Genomic DNA, 19,916 nt, shown 5'->3' with positions numbered 1-19,916 from the left:
TCAGTTCTCCTTGTCAAGCTCGGCGATGAGTTCGTCGAGTAGGGCTCGCGATTCCTCTTCGCTCGCAGCCTTCTTCTCGATGCGCTCAAACGCGAGGATATAGGTGCCAGACTTCTTGATGTAGTCAGCGTCAGTGAGGGTTTCGACATACGCGATGGTGGCCTTGGCGCGTTCGACGAAGAGCAGCGTGAACGGATAGCCGAGCGCCGCGTGCGGACCGCTATCGAGCTTGATCACCCTGAACGATGCGTGCGGAAGCTCCGACAGCGCGCGGAGGCGTTCAAGCTGCCCGCGCATGATCTCGCGGTCGCCAACCCAGCGGCGTAGCGCTTCCTCGCCGACGATGACGTACAGCCGCGGGCCTTTCCCGGAGAACAGGAGATCGCCGCGCTTCTCTCGATCTTTGGCCATCGGTTCGGCCTCGGCGGCCGAGATGACCACGGACTCGGACAGGCAGGCGTGAGCGTATGCGGCGGTCTGGAGATGCCCAGGGATCGAGTCCGCCCACCACATGCGCATCTCGGTCGCCGACCGTGACAGCGAGACAAACTGTTTGAACCAGTCGGGCACGCGAGCGGCGGCGACCTTCCGCCGAGCCTCCTTGGCGAGCTGCTCGACTTTCGCGGCGTGCTGTCCGCTCACCCCGTACAAGTCGAGAAGCACCGCGATCTCTGCCTCGGTGGTCTTGAGTCCGCCGTTCTCGACCTTGTTCAACTTGGTTCGGTACCACCTTGGCAGGGACTCTTTGATCTTGGCCTCGGCCTGTTCCACAGTCAGTGGGACCGATTCGCGCAGGTTGCGAAGCTCGTCGCCGAGCAGCAGCCGTGCGACAACGGGGCCGGTTTCGTCTTCGACCATGGGCGTCAGTCTCCCTGCTTGGTCAACCGTCAGCGCAATTCACCCAATCGGCTCACTACTCAACTTGCTAACGCAAGTGGCAGGATACAACTCCTGCGGGGGTTGCGGTCTTTGCTTGCACGAGCCTGCGACCTTCGCCGCGGGACCGATGACTGGCCCCGACCGGTCATCGGTCCCGCTTCCAGCCCGGCCGGGGATGTCAGCGGAGGGAGTAGCGATGGGCGTATCTGGCATGGAGATCGCAGCGGTTCTAGCGGTCGGCCTGTGGTTCCTGTGTCGGTTGGCTGTCGCGCTGCTCGATTGGCGGGACTACCGGCAAGCCGGCCGAGTTCGTGACGGGGTCGACCGATGAACGCGCATCCTGTGGTCGCCCGGTTGTGGGAAGTGGGATTCGGCGTGGTGCCGATCTTGAACATGCACGGTGGCGACACCGGCATACTCGCCTGGCGCCGTAATCCGGCCGACCTGATTGTGGTGACCGCCTGGTCGGATGACTTCGCGGTTGCTGCGCGTGTACCTCGTGGGCGAGATTGGGCGCGCCCGTTCGCGCCGTCGGTCGGTCGGCGTCATGGCCCGGCCACGTTCGCAGAGATCGTCGAGCAGATTCTCAGCGGGCGGCATCGCTTGCGTGATGAACACGAAAGCGTGGAATGCACGCCCTCGGTTGAGGGGGCGCGGTGAACACCCCCGACGACGCGCTGCAGGCCCTGACGGCTCGCGGGTTCCGCTACATCCAGACACCGGGGTACGCCATCGACGGCGGATACATCCCTTGGACGCTGCTGTTCATCTTCGGGTGGGAGGCGCCCTACGTCGACGCCGTGCACTTGCGCGGCGCCGACGACGTCACGGCGTTTCGCTCACACGTCGACGACACCGGCAGAAGCACAGCGGCCGACTCTGTCGTGTGGAAGTACGAGGGCGACATCGTCGAGGCGGTCGCCGAGCTGCTCGCGCTCCCGGCCCCCGATGAGCCCGGCGCACCCACTCGCGTCATTCGCACCCCCAGTTCCTTGTGGACACCGGGCGATGGCGCATCCCATCCCGACATCTTCTCCTTCCTGTGAGGTCATCGTGTTGAGCTTGTTCGGTCCCGTCTCAGCGTTTGTCGCCGTTGCCGTGGTCACGTTCGCCGTCGCTGTCACGTACTATCTGCGCCCATCACGCGGCGAGCACGCGAATCCCCGAGGCGCGGCGACCACCGTTGCCACGCTGCGCGCCGAGCGTGTGTTCACTGCGCCCGCCGTGCCGATTTCGCGCGCGCCGACGCCGCGCACCCCTTACGGCCTGTTGTGCGGGTACGACACGCCAACGGTGGTGATCATGGATTTGGTGGACGCGCCCGCGCTCGTGCGGCCGTACCTCGACGACCCGGACTATCGCCGGGCCGCGTTGTTGGCCCTGATGGCGAACGAGCCGACCAGGCGTCTGCGGCCTCTCGTCGCAGCCTGATTTCGTTCACTCGTTGATCACGTTCGCCCGCCCGGACAGCGGTATGGGCGCGGCGGCTGGTTCGACACGCTCAATCCTGTTGTTCGGCTGACTTGGAGGACAAGTGAATCCGTCGTTCGTGTGGCTGGAGATCACCGGCAAGTGTCAGTTGAGTTGTTCGCATTGCTATGCGGACTCCGGCCCGCAGGGCACCGATGGCGCGATGACCCCAGATGACTGGGGCAGCGTCATTGACCAGGCCGCGGGCCTGGGTACCGAAATGGTGCAGTTCATCGGAGGCGAGCCCACCTTGTACCGGGCGTTGCCCGACCTGGTCGGGCGTGCGTTGGCCCGCGGGTTGAGGGTCGAGGTGTTCAGCAATCTGGTTCACGTCTCGCCGCTGTTGTGGGAGGTCTTCGAGCAGCCGGGGGTGCGGCTTGCGACCAGCTACTACAGCGATCAGGCCGTCGAACACGAGTCGATCACACGCGGCCGAGGCAGTTACGCCCGGACGAAAGCCAACATCGCCGAGGCGGTGCGCCGGTCGATTCCGCTGCGGGTCGGGGTGATCGACGTGCAGGACGGGCAGCGTGTCGAGAACGCACGCGCGGAGCTTGCCGACCTCGGCGTCCGCGACAATGTTCAGGTCGACCGTCTGCGCGAGGTTGGGCGCGGTGTGCGCTCCGAGGAGCCGAGCCTCGCGCAACTGTGCGGACACTGCGGGCAGGACAAGATCGCCGTCGCTCCCGACGGGTCAGTGTGGCCGTGTGTGTTCGCCCGCTGGCTTCCGGTCGGCAACGTGCGCGACGACGCGCTCGCGGACATCCTGAGCGGCCCGCGCATGGTCGCCACCGCGTCCGCGCTTGCCGGGCAGTTCGGACAGCCTCACATGGGCAAGGGAGCCTGCAACCCGCAGTGCTGCCCATCGACGATGTGCGACCCGCAATGCTCGCCCTCGTGCAGCCCGTCATGCCGTCCGGCAGGCAATTGCACACCCAAGGGGAACTGCGCGCCCAACTACTGAGAGAGTCGTTGCGTGCTAGTCAGCCGCGCGTATGTACCCGAATCGCTGCGTCCGCCCGCACTGGACGAGTGGCCATACAACGTGCCATGCGTGCGTGAGCTGCTCGACCATGGCCTGGGCTTCACCAAGTCGATCACGTTCCTTGTGGGCGAGAACGGCTCGGGCAAGTCGACCCTGGTCGAGGCGTTCGCCGAGGCATACGGGCTCGACGCCCGCGGCGGGCGAGCCGGGAGAAAGTACGGCAACGATCGCCCCAAGACCCCGCTCGGCGAGATTCTGCGCCTGGATTCCACAGCGGAAGGCGCACGAATTCGCGGAGGCTCCCGGCAGCGTCGCAAGGGGTATTTCCTGCGAGCGGAAACGGCGTTCGGCCTAATGGACGTCGTGAGCGGGATGCACGGATACTGGGAGGAAGACACGTCGGAGATGAGTCACGGTGAGGGTTTCCTCACCGTGTTCTCCGCGATGTTCGACAAGCCAGGGCTCTACCTGATGGACGAACCAGAAGCCGCCCTGTCGTTCACCTCGTGCCTACGGTTGGTCGCCCTGATGCGTCGCCTCGGCGAGACCGGCGCACAGGTCATCTGCGCCACCCACTCACCCATTCTTGCCGCGACACCCGGAGCCGACATCATCGAAATCGGCGACCACGGCACCCGCCGCGCATCCTGGGACCAGCTGGAAGTCGTGACCAATTGGCGACGCTTCCTCGACAATCCCGACTTCTACCTGCGGCACATCACCGACTGATGACCACCACCGCCGCAGATGACCACTTCGCCGCGTGGATGCGGGGCAACCTCACTCGCGCCGCTGAGCACTTCGACCTCACCGTCACCGGTGAGCCTGTCTTCGGGTGGCGATTGCGCTCGATCAGCGCCCCTGTCGTCAGCCCCGAGGGCGAGCGTTGGCTGCGGGTCGCCTCGCAAGAGCCCGAATGGGCGTCGGGCGACCACTGGACCGGAACCGTCGACGCGAACATGATCACCGGAATCCGCAAACCGCGGGTACTCGACGTGTTCGAGTGGTCCGACGGGCGCAGGCAACGCGCCGAGATCATGACTCGCCTACGCGGTCAGCACTGCTCGCCAACCGATGCCCTGCGCACCGAAATCGACCTCCCGTTGCAATGGTGGGATGACCTTCGCGGGTCGCTGGCGGCCGTCGCCGCGACGCCGACTCGACGAGTCAACGCCGATCAAGCGAAGATCACCGGACGCATTCACGAGCGATTCGGTGACGCGGTCGACCCCACGGTCACCGAGTGGGCGACGGTGCACGGTGACGTGCACTGGTCGAACCTGTTCGGCCCTGAATTCGGGTTGGTCGACTGGGAACTATGGGGGATCGGCCCAGTAGGCGCCGACGCCGCGACTCTGCTCTGCTACAGCCTGTTGGTTCCCTCGGTGGCGCTCCGGGTACACGACCTGTTCGCCGACGTGCTCGACACTCCGACCGGCCGTATCGCCCAGTTGTACGTGATCGCGCGGCTACTGGGTCGCATCGAAGGCGGCGATTACCCGGACCTTGCCGAATCTCTCGCCCAACACGCGGAAGGATTGCTCCCGCAACGGAATGCCGACGGCGGATGAGTTATGGCATACACAATGCGACCCGGCGAGCCGGGCGACCGCGACATGGTCGCTGCGCTCGTCCGTCGCCGCTCCGAGTGGATGCGCGGCCAAGGTCATCCCCGTTGGCGCGGTCTCGCGAACGCCGTTGATGATCACGCGGATCAAGTCGCTGAACCCGACTCGGATGTCTGGGTACTCGTCGGCACCGACGGTGCGCTGCTCGGATGCACGACGGCCGCGACGGACACACCCCCGCTGGGATGGACCGAGCAGGAACGCGCCGAACCCGCGACGTTCCTGCTTTCCACCATCACCGACCCGATACACGCCGGGAAGGGCGTCGGCATGATCATCGCCTTTTGGGCGCTCGACCACGCCGCACGCCTGGGTCATGTGTGGGTGCGGCGCGGCGTACTCACCGACGGTCAGGGAGCAAACTGCGGGCTAATCCGGTACTACCGGTGGCAGGGGTGGCGAGTCGTGCGCGCAAGCCGCCACCCCCGGCGCGACGACGTCACCGTGTGGTCGTTCGCTCGTCCCGCACAGGCACAGCCGCTCGACGAAGGGTAGACATGCTCATCGCACGAGTGCCGATTTTCCCGAGCCAGTCCCAGGTGACCATCGGCGACTACACGACAGACGCGGACACGTGGCCTGAGTGGACAGACGACGAGATCGCTCGTGGTGTCGCCACATCCGAAAGCATGGTGTACGTCAGCCTGGGTGACCGGTCCGACTTCATCACCGTGGACGTCCGCGACGGAAACCCAGGGCCGGGCGACGTCGTCGTGTTCGACGGAACGCTACACCTCGGCGCGCTCACGATCGCCGCGCCGGGCACGACACCCCCGCCGATTCTGGCCCTTCCCGACATGGCGGATTGGAAGACGCTGATCACGGTTAATGATCACGAACGGGAGAACGTTCGGCACGTCGTCGTGTACTTGCCCGAGTACGCCGACCCTGAAATGCCTGACGGTGCGTGGATGAACATCTAGGACGACGCACGACGACGCTCGCACCCTGATTGGGTGCGGGCGCCGTCGTGTTGGGTCACCGCTGGGGCGGTACACCGGTTCGGGTGTAGTTGGGCGGCTGCGCGGAGCCGAGCAGGACGCGGGTCAGCCAGTCAGGCAGGCGCGCCTCGGCGGCGCGCAGGATCGGGTAGACGACGCCGAGCACGATCGGCACGACGACCAGGGCGCCCGCGCCGTTGAGCGCGTCGGTGACGTAGGCGGGGACGCCGAGGGTGACCAGCCACGCGACGAGCGCGGCCCATAGGCCGGGAACGACGGTGCGCAGCCAGGAAATCAGACGGTCGGACATGGATTGCCTCTCTGTGGATAACCTGTGGATGGATTGGCGATTGGTTGTGGATCAGTCGCGGTCGGCGAGTTCGCGATCGGCGGCGAGCAGGTCGGCCTCGATCTGGCCGAGGCGGACCCACCCGCGGCCGACGAGCACGGCCAGGGCGACGCCGAGGGCGCCGACGAGCAGGACACGCGCGCGGGTCATCCGCCGAGCAGTCGGCGCCACGTCGCCGGGCCGACGACCCCGTCGACGGCGAGACCGGCGGCGCGTTGCATGTGCCGTACCCGCGCGTCGGTGGCCGCGCCGAAATCACCGTCGACGACGAGCCGGGGCAGGGTCGGATACCAGGCGTTCAAGATCCGCTGGACTTCGCGCACGGCGTCGCCCTTGGACCCGCGCCGGATCGTCGGGCGCGCCGGTGTCGGTGCGGGTGCCGGCGGTGCCGGTCGCGCAGCCAGCAGTGCCGCCCACGTGCGTGGCCCGACAATCCCGTCGGCAGTGAGCCCGCGCGCGGTTTGAAACCTCTTGGCGGCATCGGTGGTCTTGGGTCCGAACACGCCGTCGGTGGCGCCGGGGCTGAACCCGTGCGCGGCGAGCCGGTTCTGTGCCTCGCGCACGGCGTCGCCTCGGGAGCTTGCCCGGATGGTCGGCCGTGCGCCGGGAACCGGCGCGGGGGTGCCGCCGAGCGCGCGCTGCACGGTCGCCGCGGTGAGCGTCCGGGCGCCCGACCATGACAGCTCGACGTGCAGGTGATCAACGTGCGCGTTCAGCCCGTTGTACGGGCGCCATCCTGCGTTCGGGTAGGACCCTGACCAGATGCGGTGCGCGTAGATGACGCACTGAATGCCCAACTCTGCGGACATGGCGACGAGCCGGTCGGCGAGCGTCTGCGCCCACGGGGCGCCGACGGGGACGCCGAGGTCGGTCGCGCGGCCTTCGCCGTGCAGGCTGGTCGTCGAGCTGCCCGCGACTGATCGGCAGTTGTAGATGCCGAGGTTGCGTCCGCCGCGGGCACCGTAGGCGCCGAGGAACCATGCCATCAGGGCGCGGGCGCCGTCGGTGGCCGAGCCGGTGCATGAGCGGGCGGGTTCGTATCCGGTGTGGATGCTCACGCGGTCACCTCCTGGTCGTCGATGGGGGTCGCGTCCGGGTACGGGGCGACGTGGTCGGGGTGCGCCGGGTCGTTGATCTCGTCCGGCGTCGGGTCGGGGGCGGTCGGGTCGATGTGGTCGCCGACGTCGCCGACGGGCTCGACGGATTCCGGTATGGACATTGCGCGTTCCTCTTGTTTCTGTTGAGCGCGCCCGGTTTTGGGCGCGCGGAAGCCCACCCGCGCTATGCGGGTTGGCTGTTGGTGATCAGGTGCGGTGGTGCGCTAGGGGCTTTGGCGTTGCCAGCAACCGAGCAGCCCGGCGGCGACTTCGCCGGTACCGCTCGCCCGCGCCATGAGCGAGACCTGCACGTTCGGCCGTTCGATGAACGCGGAGATGTCGAACGGGCCTTGTGTGGTGTTCTGCAAGGTGCCGTTCACCGACCAGGTGCCGACCTGGGTGCCGTTGACGAGTAGGCGGAAGGTGGTGTTGTTGGCGCCGCTTGCTTGCCCCCATACCCCGTACAGCTCGATTCGGGGGTGGGAGACGAGCGGGATTCGCCCTTCCCATAGTTGCTTCTCGGTGGATATCGCCGAGGCGTCGACGGTCTCGTACTGGTGGACGCCTGCCGGGCCGTTGAACAGCTTGTGCATGGGCACTGCCAGCCACGGGCGAGCCAAGCCGACACCGGTGGCGGCGTCGTCGCTGGCAAGGATGCGGTTGCCGCGGTCGGTGAGCGCCCAGAACTGTTGGCCGTTGGTGTGGGTGTAGGTGTAGAGGACGTTCGACCCGCCTTCGCGGCGCAGTCTGACGATCTGCTTTCCGTCCACGTCGGGTCCGATGTAGACGATTGTTGTGTTGGTGTCGTCGACAACCTTGAAGAACGAGTCGTCAAGCAGGGTGAGTCCGCCGCGGCGGATGATGGCTGAGGTGAGTCCGGCCAGTTTGCGGACCGCTTCGAGTCCGCGTTCGAGCTTCACGACCCGATCGACAAGGTTCGTCGGGAGGTTGACCAATCCCACTGGTGTCCCCCTCTCAGGCGATGTCGTCGAGCAGGGGCGACATGGTGAGTACGACTTTCTCGTCGGCGTCGCCCTCGGGCGGGGTGATGTCGGCGGCGACGATCCGCGCGAGCGTGTCGACTCCGTCGGGCAGCCAGTCGTCTTCGATGACGACTCGGGCGTCGTCGCCGACGTTCCACTCGCCGACCATCGGCCAACGTTCGCCGCGCACCTCCAATTGCGGGAGTACGACGGGGCGGCGCGCGGCCTGCAGGTCAGCGTCGGCGTGGGCTTGCAACACGGTCGGGTCGGACACGGTGGAGTAGCCGCGTTCGGTCTCGATCAGCGGCCACCCGGCCGGATGGCCGTCGACGTTCTCGGCGACGGCGATTGGGGTGCCCTCGACCGTGCCTTCCCCGGCGGCAAGAACCCGGCTCGCGTACCGGGTTCCGTCCGATGGCCACGTGTAGTCCACGACGTTGCCGCCGTACTCGAACACCCAAGCCGAGCCCTGTTGGCCGAGGCCGGGGTCGCCCAGACGCAGGCGCCGCACGGGGCGCCCGTCGGCGCCGAGTTGGCGGTCGACGTCGAACAGCAAGTCGGGTCCGTTCTGCACGCCCGCGAGTTGGCGCAGGGCCTCGCCGACGTCGCCGAGTTCATAGCCGCGGTAGGTGCGTTCGCGGGTGATCAGGGAGTCGACGGGGTCGGCGACTACGCCGAGGTTTCCGCCCGGATGCTGGTGCGCCAGGGCGAGCAGGCCGCGGGCGATGGCGTTCTGGTCGATGGGCGCGGGGTGGCCGAACCGGGCGACCATCTCGGCGACCGTGTAGCGCACGGCCGGATTGGGTGGGAGTAGTGGCAGGATCTTGCGGTGGTCGTAGTAGGTCCACCAGTCGCCGAGGCCAAGCTGCACGGTGCGGGTGCAGCTGTCGTATCGGCGGGTCCAAATGATCCCGCCCCACTGCGGCACGTCGTCGCGGTAGACGTAGACGCACCGCTTGCACGGGGTCGTCAGGTCGTAGGGGTCGCGGACGATCCGGCGCGGGTCGCGCCGGTTCTCCACATGAAACGATCCGCTCGCGGCGCCGGAATCGTTGAGCCGCTTGCCATAACTCACGCCAGTGAGCGGCAGGTCGCCTAGCGGAATGTTGGTGAGCAGGTCGTGAACCATGTAGGTGTAGACCGGGGCGGCCATGGTCACGACCCCCCGATGTCCTCGACGAGCAGGAGCCGCCCGTAGACGTGCACCGTGCCCCCGTTGCCGACCGCCAACGAGCCGAACGAGTACGTAGCGGTGGCTGGCACAACCAACGTGCCCGTGATCCCGAACGGCCGACTGAGGTTGGTCGAGTCGATGTTCCACCAGCGCAACACCGTCATCCCGGCGGCGGTGATCGTCGCCCCGGCCTGGTAGCCGACACCAAGCGTGGGATACGGGGGCGCAACCTGGTCGAACGAACATTCCCAGCTCACCTTGATTCGCCTGCCCGCCGGGAGGGTCTTGTTCAGGACGGTGTCGACCACGGTCCCGCTGGTGATGTCTCCCGCGCCTGACACGTTGGAGGACTCGCCGATCCAGCCACGGGGCATCCACGCCCCGCCGACCTGCACCCACAACCCCGAGCCGCCGTCGTACTGCCACAGGACATCGCCCGCATTGGTGGTCTGCGCCAACTGCCCGCTTTGCGGGTGCGTGATCGCCGAATCTCGGTCGGCGGTCGACGTGCAGATCGCGACACCCTGCACCCGCCACGCGGTGCCGTCGTGCACCTCGACCCACTTGCGGTCCTCCCGCCAGATGGTGTGTCCGGGGTAGGTGGGCAGGGCGTCGCGCGCGGCCTGCGTGGGTATTGGGAGCACCCCGCCGAGCGCGACCGTCTTACCGGGGCGCAGGTCGTCGATCATGGCTGTGGTGATCGCGGTCGCCCCGGCGGTGACCCGCACCCGCGCCAGCAACACGTAGTCGGGGGACAGTCCACCCGTGGTCGGGATGGGGTCGCTCGCTCCTGGGGTGCCGAGAACGCGGGTGATCGTGTACGCGGTGGCGCTGTCTCCGTAGTAGGTATCGGACTGTCGGGCGACGATCAGGTCGTTTCGTTGCTGGGAGGCGTGCGCCGGAACGTCGAGGATGGGCAGGGTGTCGGTGGCGTCCGTGGTGGTGAGATACGCGCCGTTGCCGCGGCTCGCGCCGATCACCAACTGCCCCGGTTGCACGGTCACGTTCGGTCCCGGCGTCGAGGTCGCCGCGACTTTCAGCGGGTCGCCGGGACCGGGTCGCAAACCTGCGCGTGCGGTGACCAGCGAGCCGCCCGGTGTCAGTAGGGCACTGATTCCGATCCGCGCGTCTTGGGCGTCGAGCGTGCGGGTGGCGCCATTCATGGTGGCCCAGGAGTCGAACTTGGCCACGGTCATACCTCCTTCTCAGTGGTAGGCGTCGCGGAAACGCACGCGCATGCGGGTGTCGGGGCTGTAGGCGGCGGCGGAGAAACGCACGACCGTCGAACCGGGTTCGAGCGGGGACCATTGCGCGATGGACAGGCGTTGCCGCACGCTCACCCCGGCTATCTCGGCGGTGCGCCGGTAGGTGTCGATCAGCAACGTTTGTCCCGCGAGGACGGACCACGACCCGTCGAAGCCGAGCCGTCGACCGCTCTCGCCGAGGGTCACGACGGGACCGGTGACAGGGCCGGTGATCTCCAGTACCGGCCATGTGGGGACGTGCCCGCCGACGGTGACCGTGCGGGCGCCGCCCTGTTGCCCGGTTCCGAAGTCAAGACCGCCGGTGAAGTCCAAACCCCCGCCGCTGAAGTCCAGCCCGCCCGCGGCCGAGGTGGCGAGTTCGATCTCGACGGCCTGCTCGTCGACGGCGTAGAGACGGGGGTCGGTGGCTTCCCACTGCACAGCGATCACCGAGCGGCCGAGCCGATAGAGCCGGTCGACGCGGGGCGAGCGACGCAGACAGATCGCTTGACACATCAGCGATTGCCCGTCGAGCCGGATCACGAGCGGTTCCTCGATCGGGTTCTCGGCGGGTGCGGTCGCTCGCCGCAACTCGGCGAGCGCCGCGGCGAACGCCTCGGGCGGATAGCGCCCGTCGCTTTTGAGCGCCACCGTCACGAGCCGATTGCCCGAGAGCCGTTGCCCGGCGTAGGAACCGTGCCGTCCGGCCAACGGCGTACTTCCTCCCCGTTGGGCGGGCAGGTCGAGCCATCCGGTGATGGAGTCCGCCGCGGCCAACGGCAACGGGGTACCGGTACCGATGACCAGGTCTCGCCACTGGATTTGGCCGTTGCGGGTGAGTGCCACTAGTAGCCCCCGCTCTTGCTCAGCCAATCCAGCTCGGCGGCGACCTCGTGCGGCGACGCATCGGCGGGCGGGTGGTAGTTCTCGATGGCGACTAAGGCGCGGCCGTCGTCGCCGGGTCCGTCGGTGAATCCGGCGGGCGGGCCACCGGCAGGCGTCCCGTGTGGTGTTGCGGTCGGGAACACAACCGATGGGGCGGTGACCGGGGGGAGTCCGGCGGACCCGGCCAGCCGTAGCGCAGCCGCGCCGACGGGACCGGTCATGGAGTCGAGGCCACGGGCCAAACCGACGCCGATCATGCGCCCGACCCAGATGCCTTCCCGGCTCGGCGATGCGATCCCGAAGAAGTCGAGGACGGACTCCCAGGCGTCGGAGACGATCGACCGCAGTTTCTCCCAGACCCAGCGCGCGGCATCGCCCAAGCCGCGGACCAAACCGCGGATGATGTCCTTGCCGCCCTCGACGAGCAGCGAGCCAAGGTTGCCGAGCGCGCCGAGAATCTGCCCCGGCAGGCCACGCAGCCAGTCGACCGCCTCACCGGACTTGCGAACGATCCAGTCCTTGACCTGACCGAACCACGCGGCGACTTTGCCCGGCAGATCGGCGAGCCACCCGACGGCGTCGAGCACCCACCGGACCGCGGCCCGCACCCCGGACACGATGCGGTCCCAGTGCTTGATGATCAAGCCCGGCAACGACCAGTCAAGAAACAGATTGACCAGGAACTCGGCGGCGCCCTTGACCGCGCCGACGATCCAATCCCACGCGGCACCGACAGCGGCGGTGATGGTGTCCCAATTGGTCACGATCAGCGTCGCGAGCGCGATCGTGGCCGCGATCAACAGCGCCCAGGGGTTGACCGAGACAAGCACGTTCAGCACCCGGACAGCGGTGGAGATGACCCCGAACGCCTGCGCCGCGGCGTAGATCCCGAGCGCGAGCGGGCCGAGCCAGCTCGCGTTCGCCGAGAGGAAACCGGCCAGTGACACGAGCAGCGGACCGGCGGCGGTGAGTGCCGAGACCAGGGTCGAACCGAGTTGTGTGGTGAGTTGAGCGAATCCGGGGGCCAGGGCGACGACCACGGGCGCGAGCTGGCGTAGCGCGGTTAGCAGAACATCTGTGACCACTGTGGACACTGTGCCGACGGTTTCGCCGAGCGCGGCGAGTGCTTGCTGCCCCTCGAACGATTCGAGGAAATCACGAACTCCGCCGGTGACCCGCAGCAGGGTGTCGAGCAGGGAGCCCCCGCCGGTGTCGAGCGCGCCGAACACCGATCCGGCGATGGCGAACACGTTGCCGAGCACCGTGCCCAGGTCGCCGAGCGTGGACAGCCCCGACGAGATCCAGTCGTGCAGTTGCCCGGTCTCGCGCGCGGTGCGCACGAACTCGGCGGCGGACTGCGCGGCGTCGCCGAATCCACCGGACAAGCCGGGGAGGAACTCCGAGCCGACCGCGACCAGGTCGAGGAAGATCGACACCAACGCGGGCAGGGCCGAGGACACGTCGCCGACCGAGGCGCGGACCTGCCCGAAGATCGTGCCGACCGTGGCCACCTGCGCGGACTGGCCGAGGAAAGCGGCGGTGCCGCGCGCCGCGGTGTTGAACTCCGCGGCGATCCCGGACAGCCCGGTTTTCAACACGGCCATGTATGACGTGCCCAGGGCGCGGACATCGGCGGCGACCCCGGCGAACAACGCCTGTTGTGTGGCCTGCTGAACGGCCTTCCATGCGGGGGCGAGCGCGTGCACGGCGAGCGCCGTCTCGCGCGCGGCCGGTGAGAGTTTCGCGAGCTTCTCGGCGAACGCCGCGGGGTCGTCCGAGGCGGCGAGCGCGTCGGAGAACCCGGTCATGCCGACCTGCGCGGCGAACATGCCGACCTTGACCGCCACCGCGACCGCGGGCAACAGCGCAAGCGCACCACCGAACGCGGCCACAATCGGGATCACGCCCTGCGCCGCCGACGCCGCGCCGACCGCTTTGGTGATCGCGAGCGCCAACTGCACGAACGTCGCGCCCGCCCGGCCGCCAGCGGCCGTGACCTGGTCGGCCATCTTGTGCAGGTCACCGGAGGACTCGCGCGCGACCCGCGCCAACTCCGCGCGAGCCTTGCCGAGGCCGCTACGCCACGCCGAGGCGTCGACGCGCAGATACCCGACCAACTCGCCGATCGTGAGCGCCACCGGAGACCACCCCCGGTGCACAAGGCGAGACCCTCAGCGAGCCACCCGACGACACCTGTCGGCGTCGAACGTGTGTTCTACGATTGGTCGTGCTGAACACCCCGTATACCCGCTGGACCGGCGACAAGCTGCACGGACACGTGCCGGTCCTGACTCCGGTGTGGGTGCGACTCGACGCGCTCTGTGTGCGCGAGCCGGACGCGGCGCACACCGTCGTGCCCGACGGGCTCGACATGCAAGGTCGCGTGCCCGGCCGACTGACGGGGTGGTTCCGAACGGTGCGCGGGGAATGGTTGGGCGTGGTCGACTACGAAGTGCGCTACGCCGACGACCGGCGCCCCGTGATCAGCCTGCGCGACCAACTCGTGCCCGGCTACGCCCTCACCAGACGCGACGACCCGCCACGGCGATAAATCAGTATCAGGACCTCGGCCGCCGGGCGCCGTCGGAGTCCGGGGCAAGCGAGCGGGCGAGCCGCGACTCGCACGCGAGCAACCCGACGATGCGGGTGCGCAGCCAACGCCACGACCGAGCACGCAGAATGCCCGACTCGACGTCGACGCCGTAGACCTGGTGCAGGTCGGCCTCGATCAGCGACCAGCGGTCGAGGACTTGCGCCCACGTGTGCCCGTCGCCGTCTTCGCCGTGGCCTTGCGGGTGCGGGTCGTACCACTCGCGGATGCCGGTTGCCGGGTCGATCGGGCCGCCCGACGGCTCGCCCGATTCCCGGCCGAGGCTTCCGGGTCCGGCGTCCCGCCCGCGTTCCAATACGCCTCGGCGGTCTCCCGGTTCACCGCGGCGTCAAGCCACGCAGTGACCCCGGCAAGCTTCAGCGCGGGCCACGGCACCCGGTCGGCGACCATCTCGTCGTAGACCGCACCGAGCGCGTCGCGGTACAGGTCGACCTCGGCGGCGTCGTCGAGCGCCACGGTGTCGAGCGACTCGCCGGACTCGACCGCCCCGGCCACCTGTGCGGCGACCTCGGCAAGCCGCTGCAACCGCAGTCCGGTCTCGGCGTCGACCGGCGCCACGGTGTAGGTCTTGCCGTTGATCGGCAGCGCAAGACTGGCATCGAGTACTTCTGACAAATCGAGAAACGGCATGAGAACCTTCCACTGGCATGAGACGATACTGCGATGCTGACTCCAGGCTCACCGATTGGATTTGTTGGCGGCGCCACCACATGGGGCCACCTATCGCGTCCACCGTTGGATGGAATTTGGCGACAGATTAGAAGTCTGCGCCACAACCCGCCGGGGCCTGCGCGTGAGGGTGATCGACGAGACGTATTCGGCGCGAGTCTGGAACAAGCGCAACAGCTTTTTGAGGCGGCATCACGGGTTGACTGGGCCTCCCGTCCCATTTTGCTCTATTACGGAATGAGTCAGGCTGGCAGGGCGGTCGCCGCTGCGGCAAGCGCGCTGAACGGCGATTCGTGGCAGCTGAGAGGGCATGGCATTAAGCAAGTAAATCTAGATAGCCGTCCCCCTCTGGCTGATCTTCAAGTGATGGATTGGAGACAGGGCAGTTTCGTGGCACTCGCTCACGTGCTGGGTTCGTCAACCATTCCTGACGGCTCGACGATGGGTGCGCTTTGGCAAGTCATACCCGAGTTGGCCGCGCACCCATTGTGGGGTACAAAGTGTGAACATCCGCCGCTAGCCCTTCAACTGTTCCCGCCTATGTCGGGAGATGTCGTTATACGGGGCGCTGTGAAGTCAAGTATCGCGGAAATCTCCATAGACAATACGGAAGCGGGTATTTCTGCACTGCTTCAGAAGTATCCAAACCTTCGCGCCTCGCTCGACGCCGACGATGGCGTGGGAAATCTGAACAGGGCTCATTCTGGCTTAGCTCTCAGTCGAGCGTGGGAATTGCCGGAAGATCGTGATTTTGCAGCGCTGGAGCGCCGAATTACGGCACCGTATCTCGACGGTCAAGATCGATGGATCTTCCCTGCGCTAACTGAAACCGATCGCCCGATACTTCCTTTCGTGGCGTGGTGGGCGGTACTTTTTGCGCTGTCCATGCTCGCGCGATACGAGCCGTCGAGTTGGGTTGCCCATCTTGCGGTCGATAAAAGCGCTGACGCTATTCCTCTTGAATATGCTCTAGATCTGGCTCTTGACGTTTGCCCTCGACTCATCTTGGCAGCAATCGAGGTCGTCTCGGCTCCGATCGAATAATCTCAAGTAGAACGGGATAGCTACTGGATCGTGGGATTGGGGATCTCGACGGGGATGCCCTGTCCGTTCAACGTGAAGTTGAACGGTTCGAGGTCGGTCACCGCGCCGCCCTTGGACAGCCCGGACACGGTGGCCGTGCCTTCGTAGGCGTCCGGGGCGCCGTCGCGCCGGTACCACCGAACCTTGATGTTCGCGGTGAAGCCGAGCGCGCGCCCGGCCTTGCGGATGGCTTCCTGTCCGGGGTCGGGGGTGAAAGCGGCGGCGTCGGTGCGCTTGCGCTTGCCCTCGGCCTCAATCGACCACGTTCGCTGAGTGACGACAGACGAACCCCACCCGTCGTCCTCGAACGCGGCGTCGTCCTCGGTGTTGTCGTCTGTGGATTCGGTGAACGACGTCATGCCGTTGACGCGAGTCCACACTGGAGCCGGCGCGGCGGGCGCGCGGGTATCGATTTCGAGCGTCCAATCCTTTGCCAGCAACGAACGTGTTGCCATCGGGCAGCCTCCTAGCCGCGGTTGCGGGTGGGTCGGTGGGCGGTGAGTTGGTAGGTGTCGGCGTGCTCGTATCTGCCGTTCTGGTCGCGGCCGAGCGGTAGCGACGCGGTGCGCTGGACGAGATGCACGAGCGAGCCGGACAGGTCGAGGTGGGTCGCGCCGTGCAGGACGTCGAACACGGCGTCGAGTAGGTCGAGCGCCTCGCGCGGGTCGGATCCGGCGCGGGCGCGAACTTGGAGGCCGAGCACGCTGTCGGCCTGGTCGACGTCGTCGGCGAGTGGGTACGGGGTGAGTGTGAGCACGCGCGGCGGCGACGTCGGGACGGCGCCGACGACGATGCCGACCTCGGTATCGGCGTAGACGCCGGTCGCCCGGTACACGCCGGTTCCGGCGGCGGCGAGATGCTCGGCGAGCCCGTGCGCGAGGTTCCGTGTCCAGCTCATGTGCCGAGCGCCTTTCGGATCTGCGCTTGGATGAGCCGGGCGACGGTGTCGCGTTCGGACGCCAGGGCCGATTCGAGGTACTTCGGCCCGCCGGTGCGGTGGTGGTAGTCGAGTTCCTCGTGCTGCCGGGCGGCATACGGGGTGTCGTAGGAGACCGCGGCGGTGAGCGCGTCTGGGTCATGGCTCGCGGTCGCCGAGTCCCGCAGTGCGGCGGTGTCGAGCGGGGCTCGGTCGACGGACACCCCACGCACGTGCTCGGCGCCGAGTCCGAGCCCGCGGGCGGCGCCTCGGCGCGCGTTGTCGCGGACCTGGTCGCCGTGCCACTCGATCCGCACGCCACCGTTTCCGGTGATCTCGGTCGCCATGGGGAATCACCCCGATTCCGGCTAGGTGAGGGTGACCTCGATGTGTGACCAGCTCGACGGGTGGTCGAACACGTTTGAGGTGATCACGCGGCCGGTGCGCGCAGTCGGGGTGTCCGGCCATACGGTCACGAACGAACCGACCGGGATGCGTTCGCCGGGTCGGGCGCGGACTGTGGTTTCGCTGATCATTTCCTCACCGGTTGCGGAGCGAACGATTCGGCGCCGGTCCTCGACGAACGTGCGGCGGATGGTGACCGGGTCGGCGTGTTGGTCGCCGTAGGGTCCGGTGCCGAGATAGCGGCGGACGGTGATGGTGTGCGGGAGTAGGACCGCGGGTAGTCGCATCGCTCGCCTCCCGTCATGGCGCGCCGTATAGCCCACGGTCGGGGGCGAGCGGTGAGTGCGCGAGAAGTCCGGCCGTGCTGAGGATGCGCACGACGGCGGGAGCCACCTCGGCCGAGGCACCGTCGGCCCGTTTGAGCCGAACCGTGCCGATCTGTGACTCGACGAACCGTGCGTCGGCGCCGGTCGGGTCGCCGGTCTGGTGCCACCACTCGATGAGCGCGCAGGTAGCGCGGCGCACGGCGTCGCGTACCTGCGCGTCGGTCGGGTAGCCCTCGGCGTCGACGTCGTAGACCGCGGCGAGCAGCAGCGAGTCGACTAGTTCGGACGCGCGGGCGAGCAGTCTCGGCGAGTCGTCGTCGACGACCTCGGCGCCCGCGTACTCGCCGAGGTCGGTCGTCGTGGCGTAGATCCGCATCGGGCTACGCCTGGTCCTGGTCGTCGAGCAGCCGGGCGAGGTCGTCGCGGGTGAGCGACTCGGCGTCGTCGCGGGTGTAGCCGCGGGACATGGCGTAGTCGACCCAGTCGGCCTTGCGCGCGGTCTTCGTCGGACGCTGCCCGCTCGGCGAGCCGGGCTCGACCGGGTCGGCGACCTCGACCGGCTGCCAGACCTCCGGCAGGTCGGCGAGCCGTTGCGCCATCCATGACCCCGGCTCGGGTGCGTGCAGTTCGTCGGTACGGGTGTTGCGGTAGGCGATCATCACGCGCCCGCCTTCCGCTTGATCAGCACCGCACGCTTGGGGTCCAGCGTCTTGACGCCCATCAGGCAGTCGATCGACACGACATCCTGCTTTTTCGTCATGTCGTAGCCGTAGATCACCCGCAGACCCATGCCCTTGTAGTTCACGATCGAGCCCTGTCCGGCGCCGATACCCCGCGGCAGGGGCAGGGTCCGGGTGACGAGCGCGAACGCCTCACGTCGGAACGCCAGACTCACCCCGTCGGTGACGTTCTGCGACATGTAGTTGTCGAAACCGCGCTTGCGGCCGATCGACGCCTCGCGCAGTGCGGTTCCGTTGTCGCCGACCTGGTCGGCCTGCACGAACAGCGGGTCCTTTTGGAACAGTGCGGTAAGGGTCGTGTCGGCCACGGCGCGGCGCTGTGCGGTCGGCACCTTGGCGTCGTTGAGCGTCTTCCCGGCGTCGATCAGCACGTCGGACACGTTCGCCGCGGCTGGGTCGTAATCGACGGACTGCGTGACGTCGGCGCGCAGGCCGAGCACAAGCCGGTCGGTGTACTGGGCGATTGCTTCCATGGCGGGAGTGAGGAACTGCTCGCCGAAGTCGGTGATCTTCATCGACCAGTCCTCGGACGTGACGGCGAACGACACGTCGGGGACCTTGTTCAGGGTGAGCGAGGTCGAGCCCTCGACGGTGTCCTGCAGGACGATTCCGGTCGCCCGGTTGAACTCGTTCACCTGGAACACGGCGGGCTTGCGAATGGTGATGGTGTCGCCGCTGTTGCCGGTGAAGTCGCCTTCGTAGTCGCGGTGCACGAGTCCTGCCATGACGGCGGTTTCGTACAGGGTGGCGATTGCCTCGCGGGCGATCACGTCGACGGTGAGAAGCTGGTTCGGCATGGGTTAGCCCTTCTTTCGGGTGCGCTTGATGTAGTCCTCGACGCTGAGCGAGCCGAGGTCGTCACCGGTTGGTGAGCCGCCGGTGATCTGCCCGCCGCTACGTGGCGCCGGAATCGGTGCCGTGGCAAGGCGCGGGTTTGCCTTGACCGCGTCGGCGATGGCGGCGGCGACCTTGTCGCCGAACCCGTCGGCGGTGGGGTCGAGGTCGGCGACCCGGCGCCGGAACGTCGTCGAGTCGAGCAGTGCGTCGGGGTCGGCGCCCGCGGTCGGTGCCGCCCGGTACACGGCCAGGTCGACCGCGCGCTCGCGCGCGTCGCGCTGTGCCGCGGTGAGCTGTTCGGTGACCTGCTCGACGGTCGGTGTCTCGCCGGTCTCGGCGATGCCGAGCGCGGCGGCGATCTTGTCGACGATGGACTGCTGCGCGCCCTCGGCCTTGCTCTGCCAGTCGGCGACCTCGGCGCGCAACGCCTCGACGTCGGGTGCCGGGCTCGGCGCGGTCGACGTGCCGGGCTCGCCGGTTGTCGAGTCTGCGGCCGGTTCGGTTGCGGTGACCTCGGCGGGTGCCGCCGGTTCGGTCGCTGTCGTCGGCGCGGTCTCGGCGCCGGTCGGGGTCGGTGCGGACAAGGGATGACCTCCTGTGATGTGGCGGTGCTCACAGCACCTAAGAACTTCGTCGAAAATCTGGACATAGATTGCGTCGACCTTTAACGTTGTCGACAACGAGGACAACGTTT

At 67.6% G+C, this 19,916-nt stretch carries 29 protein-coding genes; 10 read left to right on the top strand and 19 right to left on the bottom strand.

The annotated features are described in order from the left end of the window. Positions 1-858 carry a DUF5753 domain-containing protein gene (locus ACUZ2Y_RS18790; protein ID WP_476320661.1) on the bottom strand — a complete coding sequence of 286 codons (858 nt, stop codon included), beginning with the start codon at positions 856-858 and terminating at the stop codon, positions 1-3. A 348-nt stretch (positions 859-1,206) separates the two neighbouring features. On the opposite strand from ACUZ2Y_RS18790, the gene ACUZ2Y_RS18785 reads away from it, so the two are divergent. The 8 genes from ACUZ2Y_RS18785 to ACUZ2Y_RS18750 all read left to right on the top strand — a co-directional run bounded on the left by ACUZ2Y_RS18785 (position 1,207) and on the right by ACUZ2Y_RS18750 (position 5,885). Further along, the gene (locus ACUZ2Y_RS18785) at positions 1,207-1,539 is read left to right on the top strand and encodes a hypothetical protein (protein ID WP_476320658.1); all 333 of its coding nucleotides are present in this window, start codon (positions 1,207-1,209) and stop codon (positions 1,537-1,539) included. Further along, positions 1,536-1,925 carry a hypothetical protein gene (locus ACUZ2Y_RS18780; protein WP_476320655.1) on the top strand — a complete coding sequence of 130 codons (390 nt, stop codon included), beginning with the start codon at positions 1,536-1,538 and terminating at the stop codon, positions 1,923-1,925. Before ACUZ2Y_RS18785 ends, ACUZ2Y_RS18780 begins: the two co-directional genes overlap by 4 nt. Before the next feature lie 16 nt (positions 1,926-1,941). Continuing rightward, a complete protein-coding gene (locus ACUZ2Y_RS18775) occupies positions 1,942-2,310 on the top strand; it encodes a hypothetical protein (protein ID WP_476320652.1) in 369 nt (122 codons plus the stop codon). 103 nt (positions 2,311-2,413) lie between these two features. After that, the gene (locus ACUZ2Y_RS18770) at positions 2,414-3,313 is read left to right on the top strand and encodes a radical SAM/SPASM domain-containing protein (RefSeq protein WP_476320649.1); all 900 of its coding nucleotides are present in this window, start codon (positions 2,414-2,416) and stop codon (positions 3,311-3,313) included. A gap of 90 nt (positions 3,314-3,403) precedes the next feature. Beyond that, on the top strand, positions 3,404-4,063 hold the full coding sequence (locus ACUZ2Y_RS18765; protein ID WP_476320646.1) for an AAA family ATPase: 660 nt from the start codon (positions 3,404-3,406) through the stop codon (positions 4,061-4,063). Beyond that, positions 4,063-4,905 (top strand): phosphotransferase, encoded by an 843-nt coding sequence (locus tag ACUZ2Y_RS18760; protein ID WP_476320643.1) that lies wholly within the window; start codon positions 4,063-4,065, stop codon positions 4,903-4,905. The genes ACUZ2Y_RS18765 and ACUZ2Y_RS18760 overlap by 1 nt, the downstream gene beginning before the upstream one ends. A gap of 3 nt (positions 4,906-4,908) precedes the next feature. Beyond that, positions 4,909-5,457, top strand: a complete 549-nt coding sequence (locus tag ACUZ2Y_RS18755; RefSeq protein WP_476320640.1) for a GNAT family N-acetyltransferase — start codon at positions 4,909-4,911, stop codon at positions 5,455-5,457. A gap of 2 nt (positions 5,458-5,459) precedes the next feature. Further along, positions 5,460-5,885, top strand: coding sequence for a hypothetical protein (locus ACUZ2Y_RS18750; RefSeq protein ID WP_476320637.1), 426 nt, complete (start codon positions 5,460-5,462; stop codon positions 5,883-5,885). A 55-nt stretch (positions 5,886-5,940) separates the two neighbouring features. On the opposite strand, the gene ACUZ2Y_RS18745 is transcribed toward ACUZ2Y_RS18750, so the two are convergent. The 9 genes from ACUZ2Y_RS18745 to ACUZ2Y_RS18705 all read right to left on the bottom strand — a co-directional run bounded on the left by ACUZ2Y_RS18745 (position 5,941) and on the right by ACUZ2Y_RS18705 (position 13,773). Further along, positions 5,941-6,213: a hypothetical protein gene (locus ACUZ2Y_RS18745; RefSeq protein ID WP_476320635.1), complete on the bottom strand. Its 273-nt coding sequence runs from the start codon at positions 6,211-6,213 to the stop codon at positions 5,941-5,943. Positions 6,214-6,264: 51 nt separating this feature from the next. Continuing rightward, positions 6,265-6,402 carry a hypothetical protein gene (locus tag ACUZ2Y_RS18740; RefSeq protein WP_476320631.1) on the bottom strand — a complete coding sequence of 46 codons (138 nt, stop codon included), beginning with the start codon at positions 6,400-6,402 and terminating at the stop codon, positions 6,265-6,267. After that, positions 6,399-7,310, bottom strand: coding sequence for a peptidoglycan-binding domain-containing protein (locus ACUZ2Y_RS18735; protein ID WP_476320628.1), 912 nt, complete (start codon positions 7,308-7,310; stop codon positions 6,399-6,401). Before ACUZ2Y_RS18735 ends, ACUZ2Y_RS18740 begins: the two co-directional genes overlap by 4 nt. Further along, positions 7,307-7,471, bottom strand: coding sequence for a hypothetical protein (locus ACUZ2Y_RS18730; RefSeq protein WP_476320625.1), 165 nt, complete (start codon positions 7,469-7,471; stop codon positions 7,307-7,309). Before ACUZ2Y_RS18730 ends, ACUZ2Y_RS18735 begins: the two co-directional genes overlap by 4 nt. 102 nt (positions 7,472-7,573) lie before the next feature. After that, positions 7,574-8,269: a hypothetical protein gene (locus ACUZ2Y_RS18725; protein WP_476320622.1), complete on the bottom strand. Its 696-nt coding sequence runs from the start codon at positions 8,267-8,269 to the stop codon at positions 7,574-7,576. 55 nt (positions 8,270-8,324) lie between these two features. Next, positions 8,325-9,491 (bottom strand): hypothetical protein, encoded by a 1,167-nt coding sequence (locus tag ACUZ2Y_RS18720; RefSeq protein WP_476320619.1) that lies wholly within the window; start codon positions 9,489-9,491, stop codon positions 8,325-8,327. Continuing rightward, on the bottom strand, positions 9,488-10,702 hold the full coding sequence (locus ACUZ2Y_RS18715) for a hypothetical protein (RefSeq protein ID WP_476320616.1): 1,215 nt from the start codon (positions 10,700-10,702) through the stop codon (positions 9,488-9,490). The genes ACUZ2Y_RS18720 and ACUZ2Y_RS18715 overlap by 4 nt, the downstream gene beginning before the upstream one ends. A gap of 9 nt (positions 10,703-10,711) precedes the next feature. Continuing rightward, on the bottom strand, positions 10,712-11,596 hold the full coding sequence (locus ACUZ2Y_RS18710; protein WP_476320613.1) for a phage distal tail protein: 885 nt from the start codon (positions 11,594-11,596) through the stop codon (positions 10,712-10,714). After that, entirely contained in the window at positions 11,596-13,773 is a 2,178-nt protein-coding gene (locus ACUZ2Y_RS18705; RefSeq protein ID WP_476320610.1) for a phage tail protein, read from the bottom strand. Before ACUZ2Y_RS18705 ends, ACUZ2Y_RS18710 begins: the two co-directional genes overlap by 1 nt. 89 nt (positions 13,774-13,862) lie before the next feature. Here ACUZ2Y_RS18705 and ACUZ2Y_RS18700 point away from each other — a divergent pair, with 89 nt between their 5' ends. After that, positions 13,863-14,186 (top strand): hypothetical protein, encoded by a 324-nt coding sequence (locus ACUZ2Y_RS18700; RefSeq protein WP_476320607.1) that lies wholly within the window; start codon positions 13,863-13,865, stop codon positions 14,184-14,186. Positions 14,187-14,363: 177 nt separating this feature from the next. Here the strand turns inward: ACUZ2Y_RS18700 and ACUZ2Y_RS18695 are convergent, their stop codons facing one another. Continuing rightward, entirely contained in the window at positions 14,364-14,876 is a 513-nt protein-coding gene (locus ACUZ2Y_RS18695) for a DUF7426 family protein (RefSeq protein ID WP_476320605.1), read from the bottom strand. A gap of 105 nt (positions 14,877-14,981) precedes the next feature. On the opposite strand from ACUZ2Y_RS18695, the gene ACUZ2Y_RS18690 reads away from it, so the two are divergent. Next, positions 14,982-15,959, top strand: a complete 978-nt coding sequence (locus ACUZ2Y_RS18690) for a YaaC family protein (protein ID WP_476320602.1) — start codon at positions 14,982-14,984, stop codon at positions 15,957-15,959. A 20-nt stretch (positions 15,960-15,979) separates the two neighbouring features. Here ACUZ2Y_RS18690 and ACUZ2Y_RS18685 read toward each other — a convergent pair whose 3' ends face one another. Genes ACUZ2Y_RS18685 through ACUZ2Y_RS18650 form a run of 8 tightly spaced genes read right to left on the bottom strand, consistent with a single transcriptional unit; the run spans position 15,980 to position 19,806 of the window. Beyond that, a complete protein-coding gene (locus tag ACUZ2Y_RS18685; RefSeq protein WP_476320599.1) occupies positions 15,980-16,453 on the bottom strand; it encodes a phage tail tube protein in 474 nt (157 codons plus the stop codon). Between the two features lie 11 nt (positions 16,454-16,464). Beyond that, positions 16,465-16,896: a minor capsid protein gene (locus ACUZ2Y_RS18680; RefSeq protein WP_476320597.1), complete on the bottom strand. Its 432-nt coding sequence runs from the start codon at positions 16,894-16,896 to the stop codon at positions 16,465-16,467. Further along, the gene (locus ACUZ2Y_RS18675; protein WP_476320594.1) at positions 16,893-17,261 is read right to left on the bottom strand and encodes a hypothetical protein; all 369 of its coding nucleotides are present in this window, start codon (positions 17,259-17,261) and stop codon (positions 16,893-16,895) included. The genes ACUZ2Y_RS18680 and ACUZ2Y_RS18675 overlap by 4 nt, the downstream gene beginning before the upstream one ends. Positions 17,262-17,282: 21 nt before the next feature. Further along, positions 17,283-17,606 carry a hypothetical protein gene (locus ACUZ2Y_RS18670; protein WP_476320591.1) on the bottom strand — a complete coding sequence of 108 codons (324 nt, stop codon included), beginning with the start codon at positions 17,604-17,606 and terminating at the stop codon, positions 17,283-17,285. A 13-nt stretch (positions 17,607-17,619) separates the two neighbouring features. Then, positions 17,620-18,021, bottom strand: a complete 402-nt coding sequence (locus tag ACUZ2Y_RS18665; RefSeq protein WP_476320588.1) for a head-tail connector protein — start codon at positions 18,019-18,021, stop codon at positions 17,620-17,622. Positions 18,022-18,025: 4 nt separating this feature from the next. After that, positions 18,026-18,307 carry a hypothetical protein gene (locus ACUZ2Y_RS18660; protein ID WP_476320585.1) on the bottom strand — a complete coding sequence of 94 codons (282 nt, stop codon included), beginning with the start codon at positions 18,305-18,307 and terminating at the stop codon, positions 18,026-18,028. Next, complete coding sequence (locus ACUZ2Y_RS18655) at positions 18,304-19,182, bottom strand: major capsid protein (protein WP_476320582.1); 879 nt, start codon at positions 19,180-19,182, stop codon at positions 18,304-18,306. The genes ACUZ2Y_RS18660 and ACUZ2Y_RS18655 overlap by 4 nt, the downstream gene beginning before the upstream one ends. Before the next feature lie 3 nt (positions 19,183-19,185). Beyond that, positions 19,186-19,806: a hypothetical protein gene (locus tag ACUZ2Y_RS18650; protein WP_476320579.1), complete on the bottom strand. Its 621-nt coding sequence runs from the start codon at positions 19,804-19,806 to the stop codon at positions 19,186-19,188. Positions 19,807-19,916 lie beyond the last annotated feature (110 nt).

The sequence above is a fragment of the Actinokineospora sp. UV203 genome, from assembly GCF_056323665.1.
Note: the sequence above shows the minus strand (reverse complement) of the source record. Positions and strands in the feature narration are given on the sequence as shown.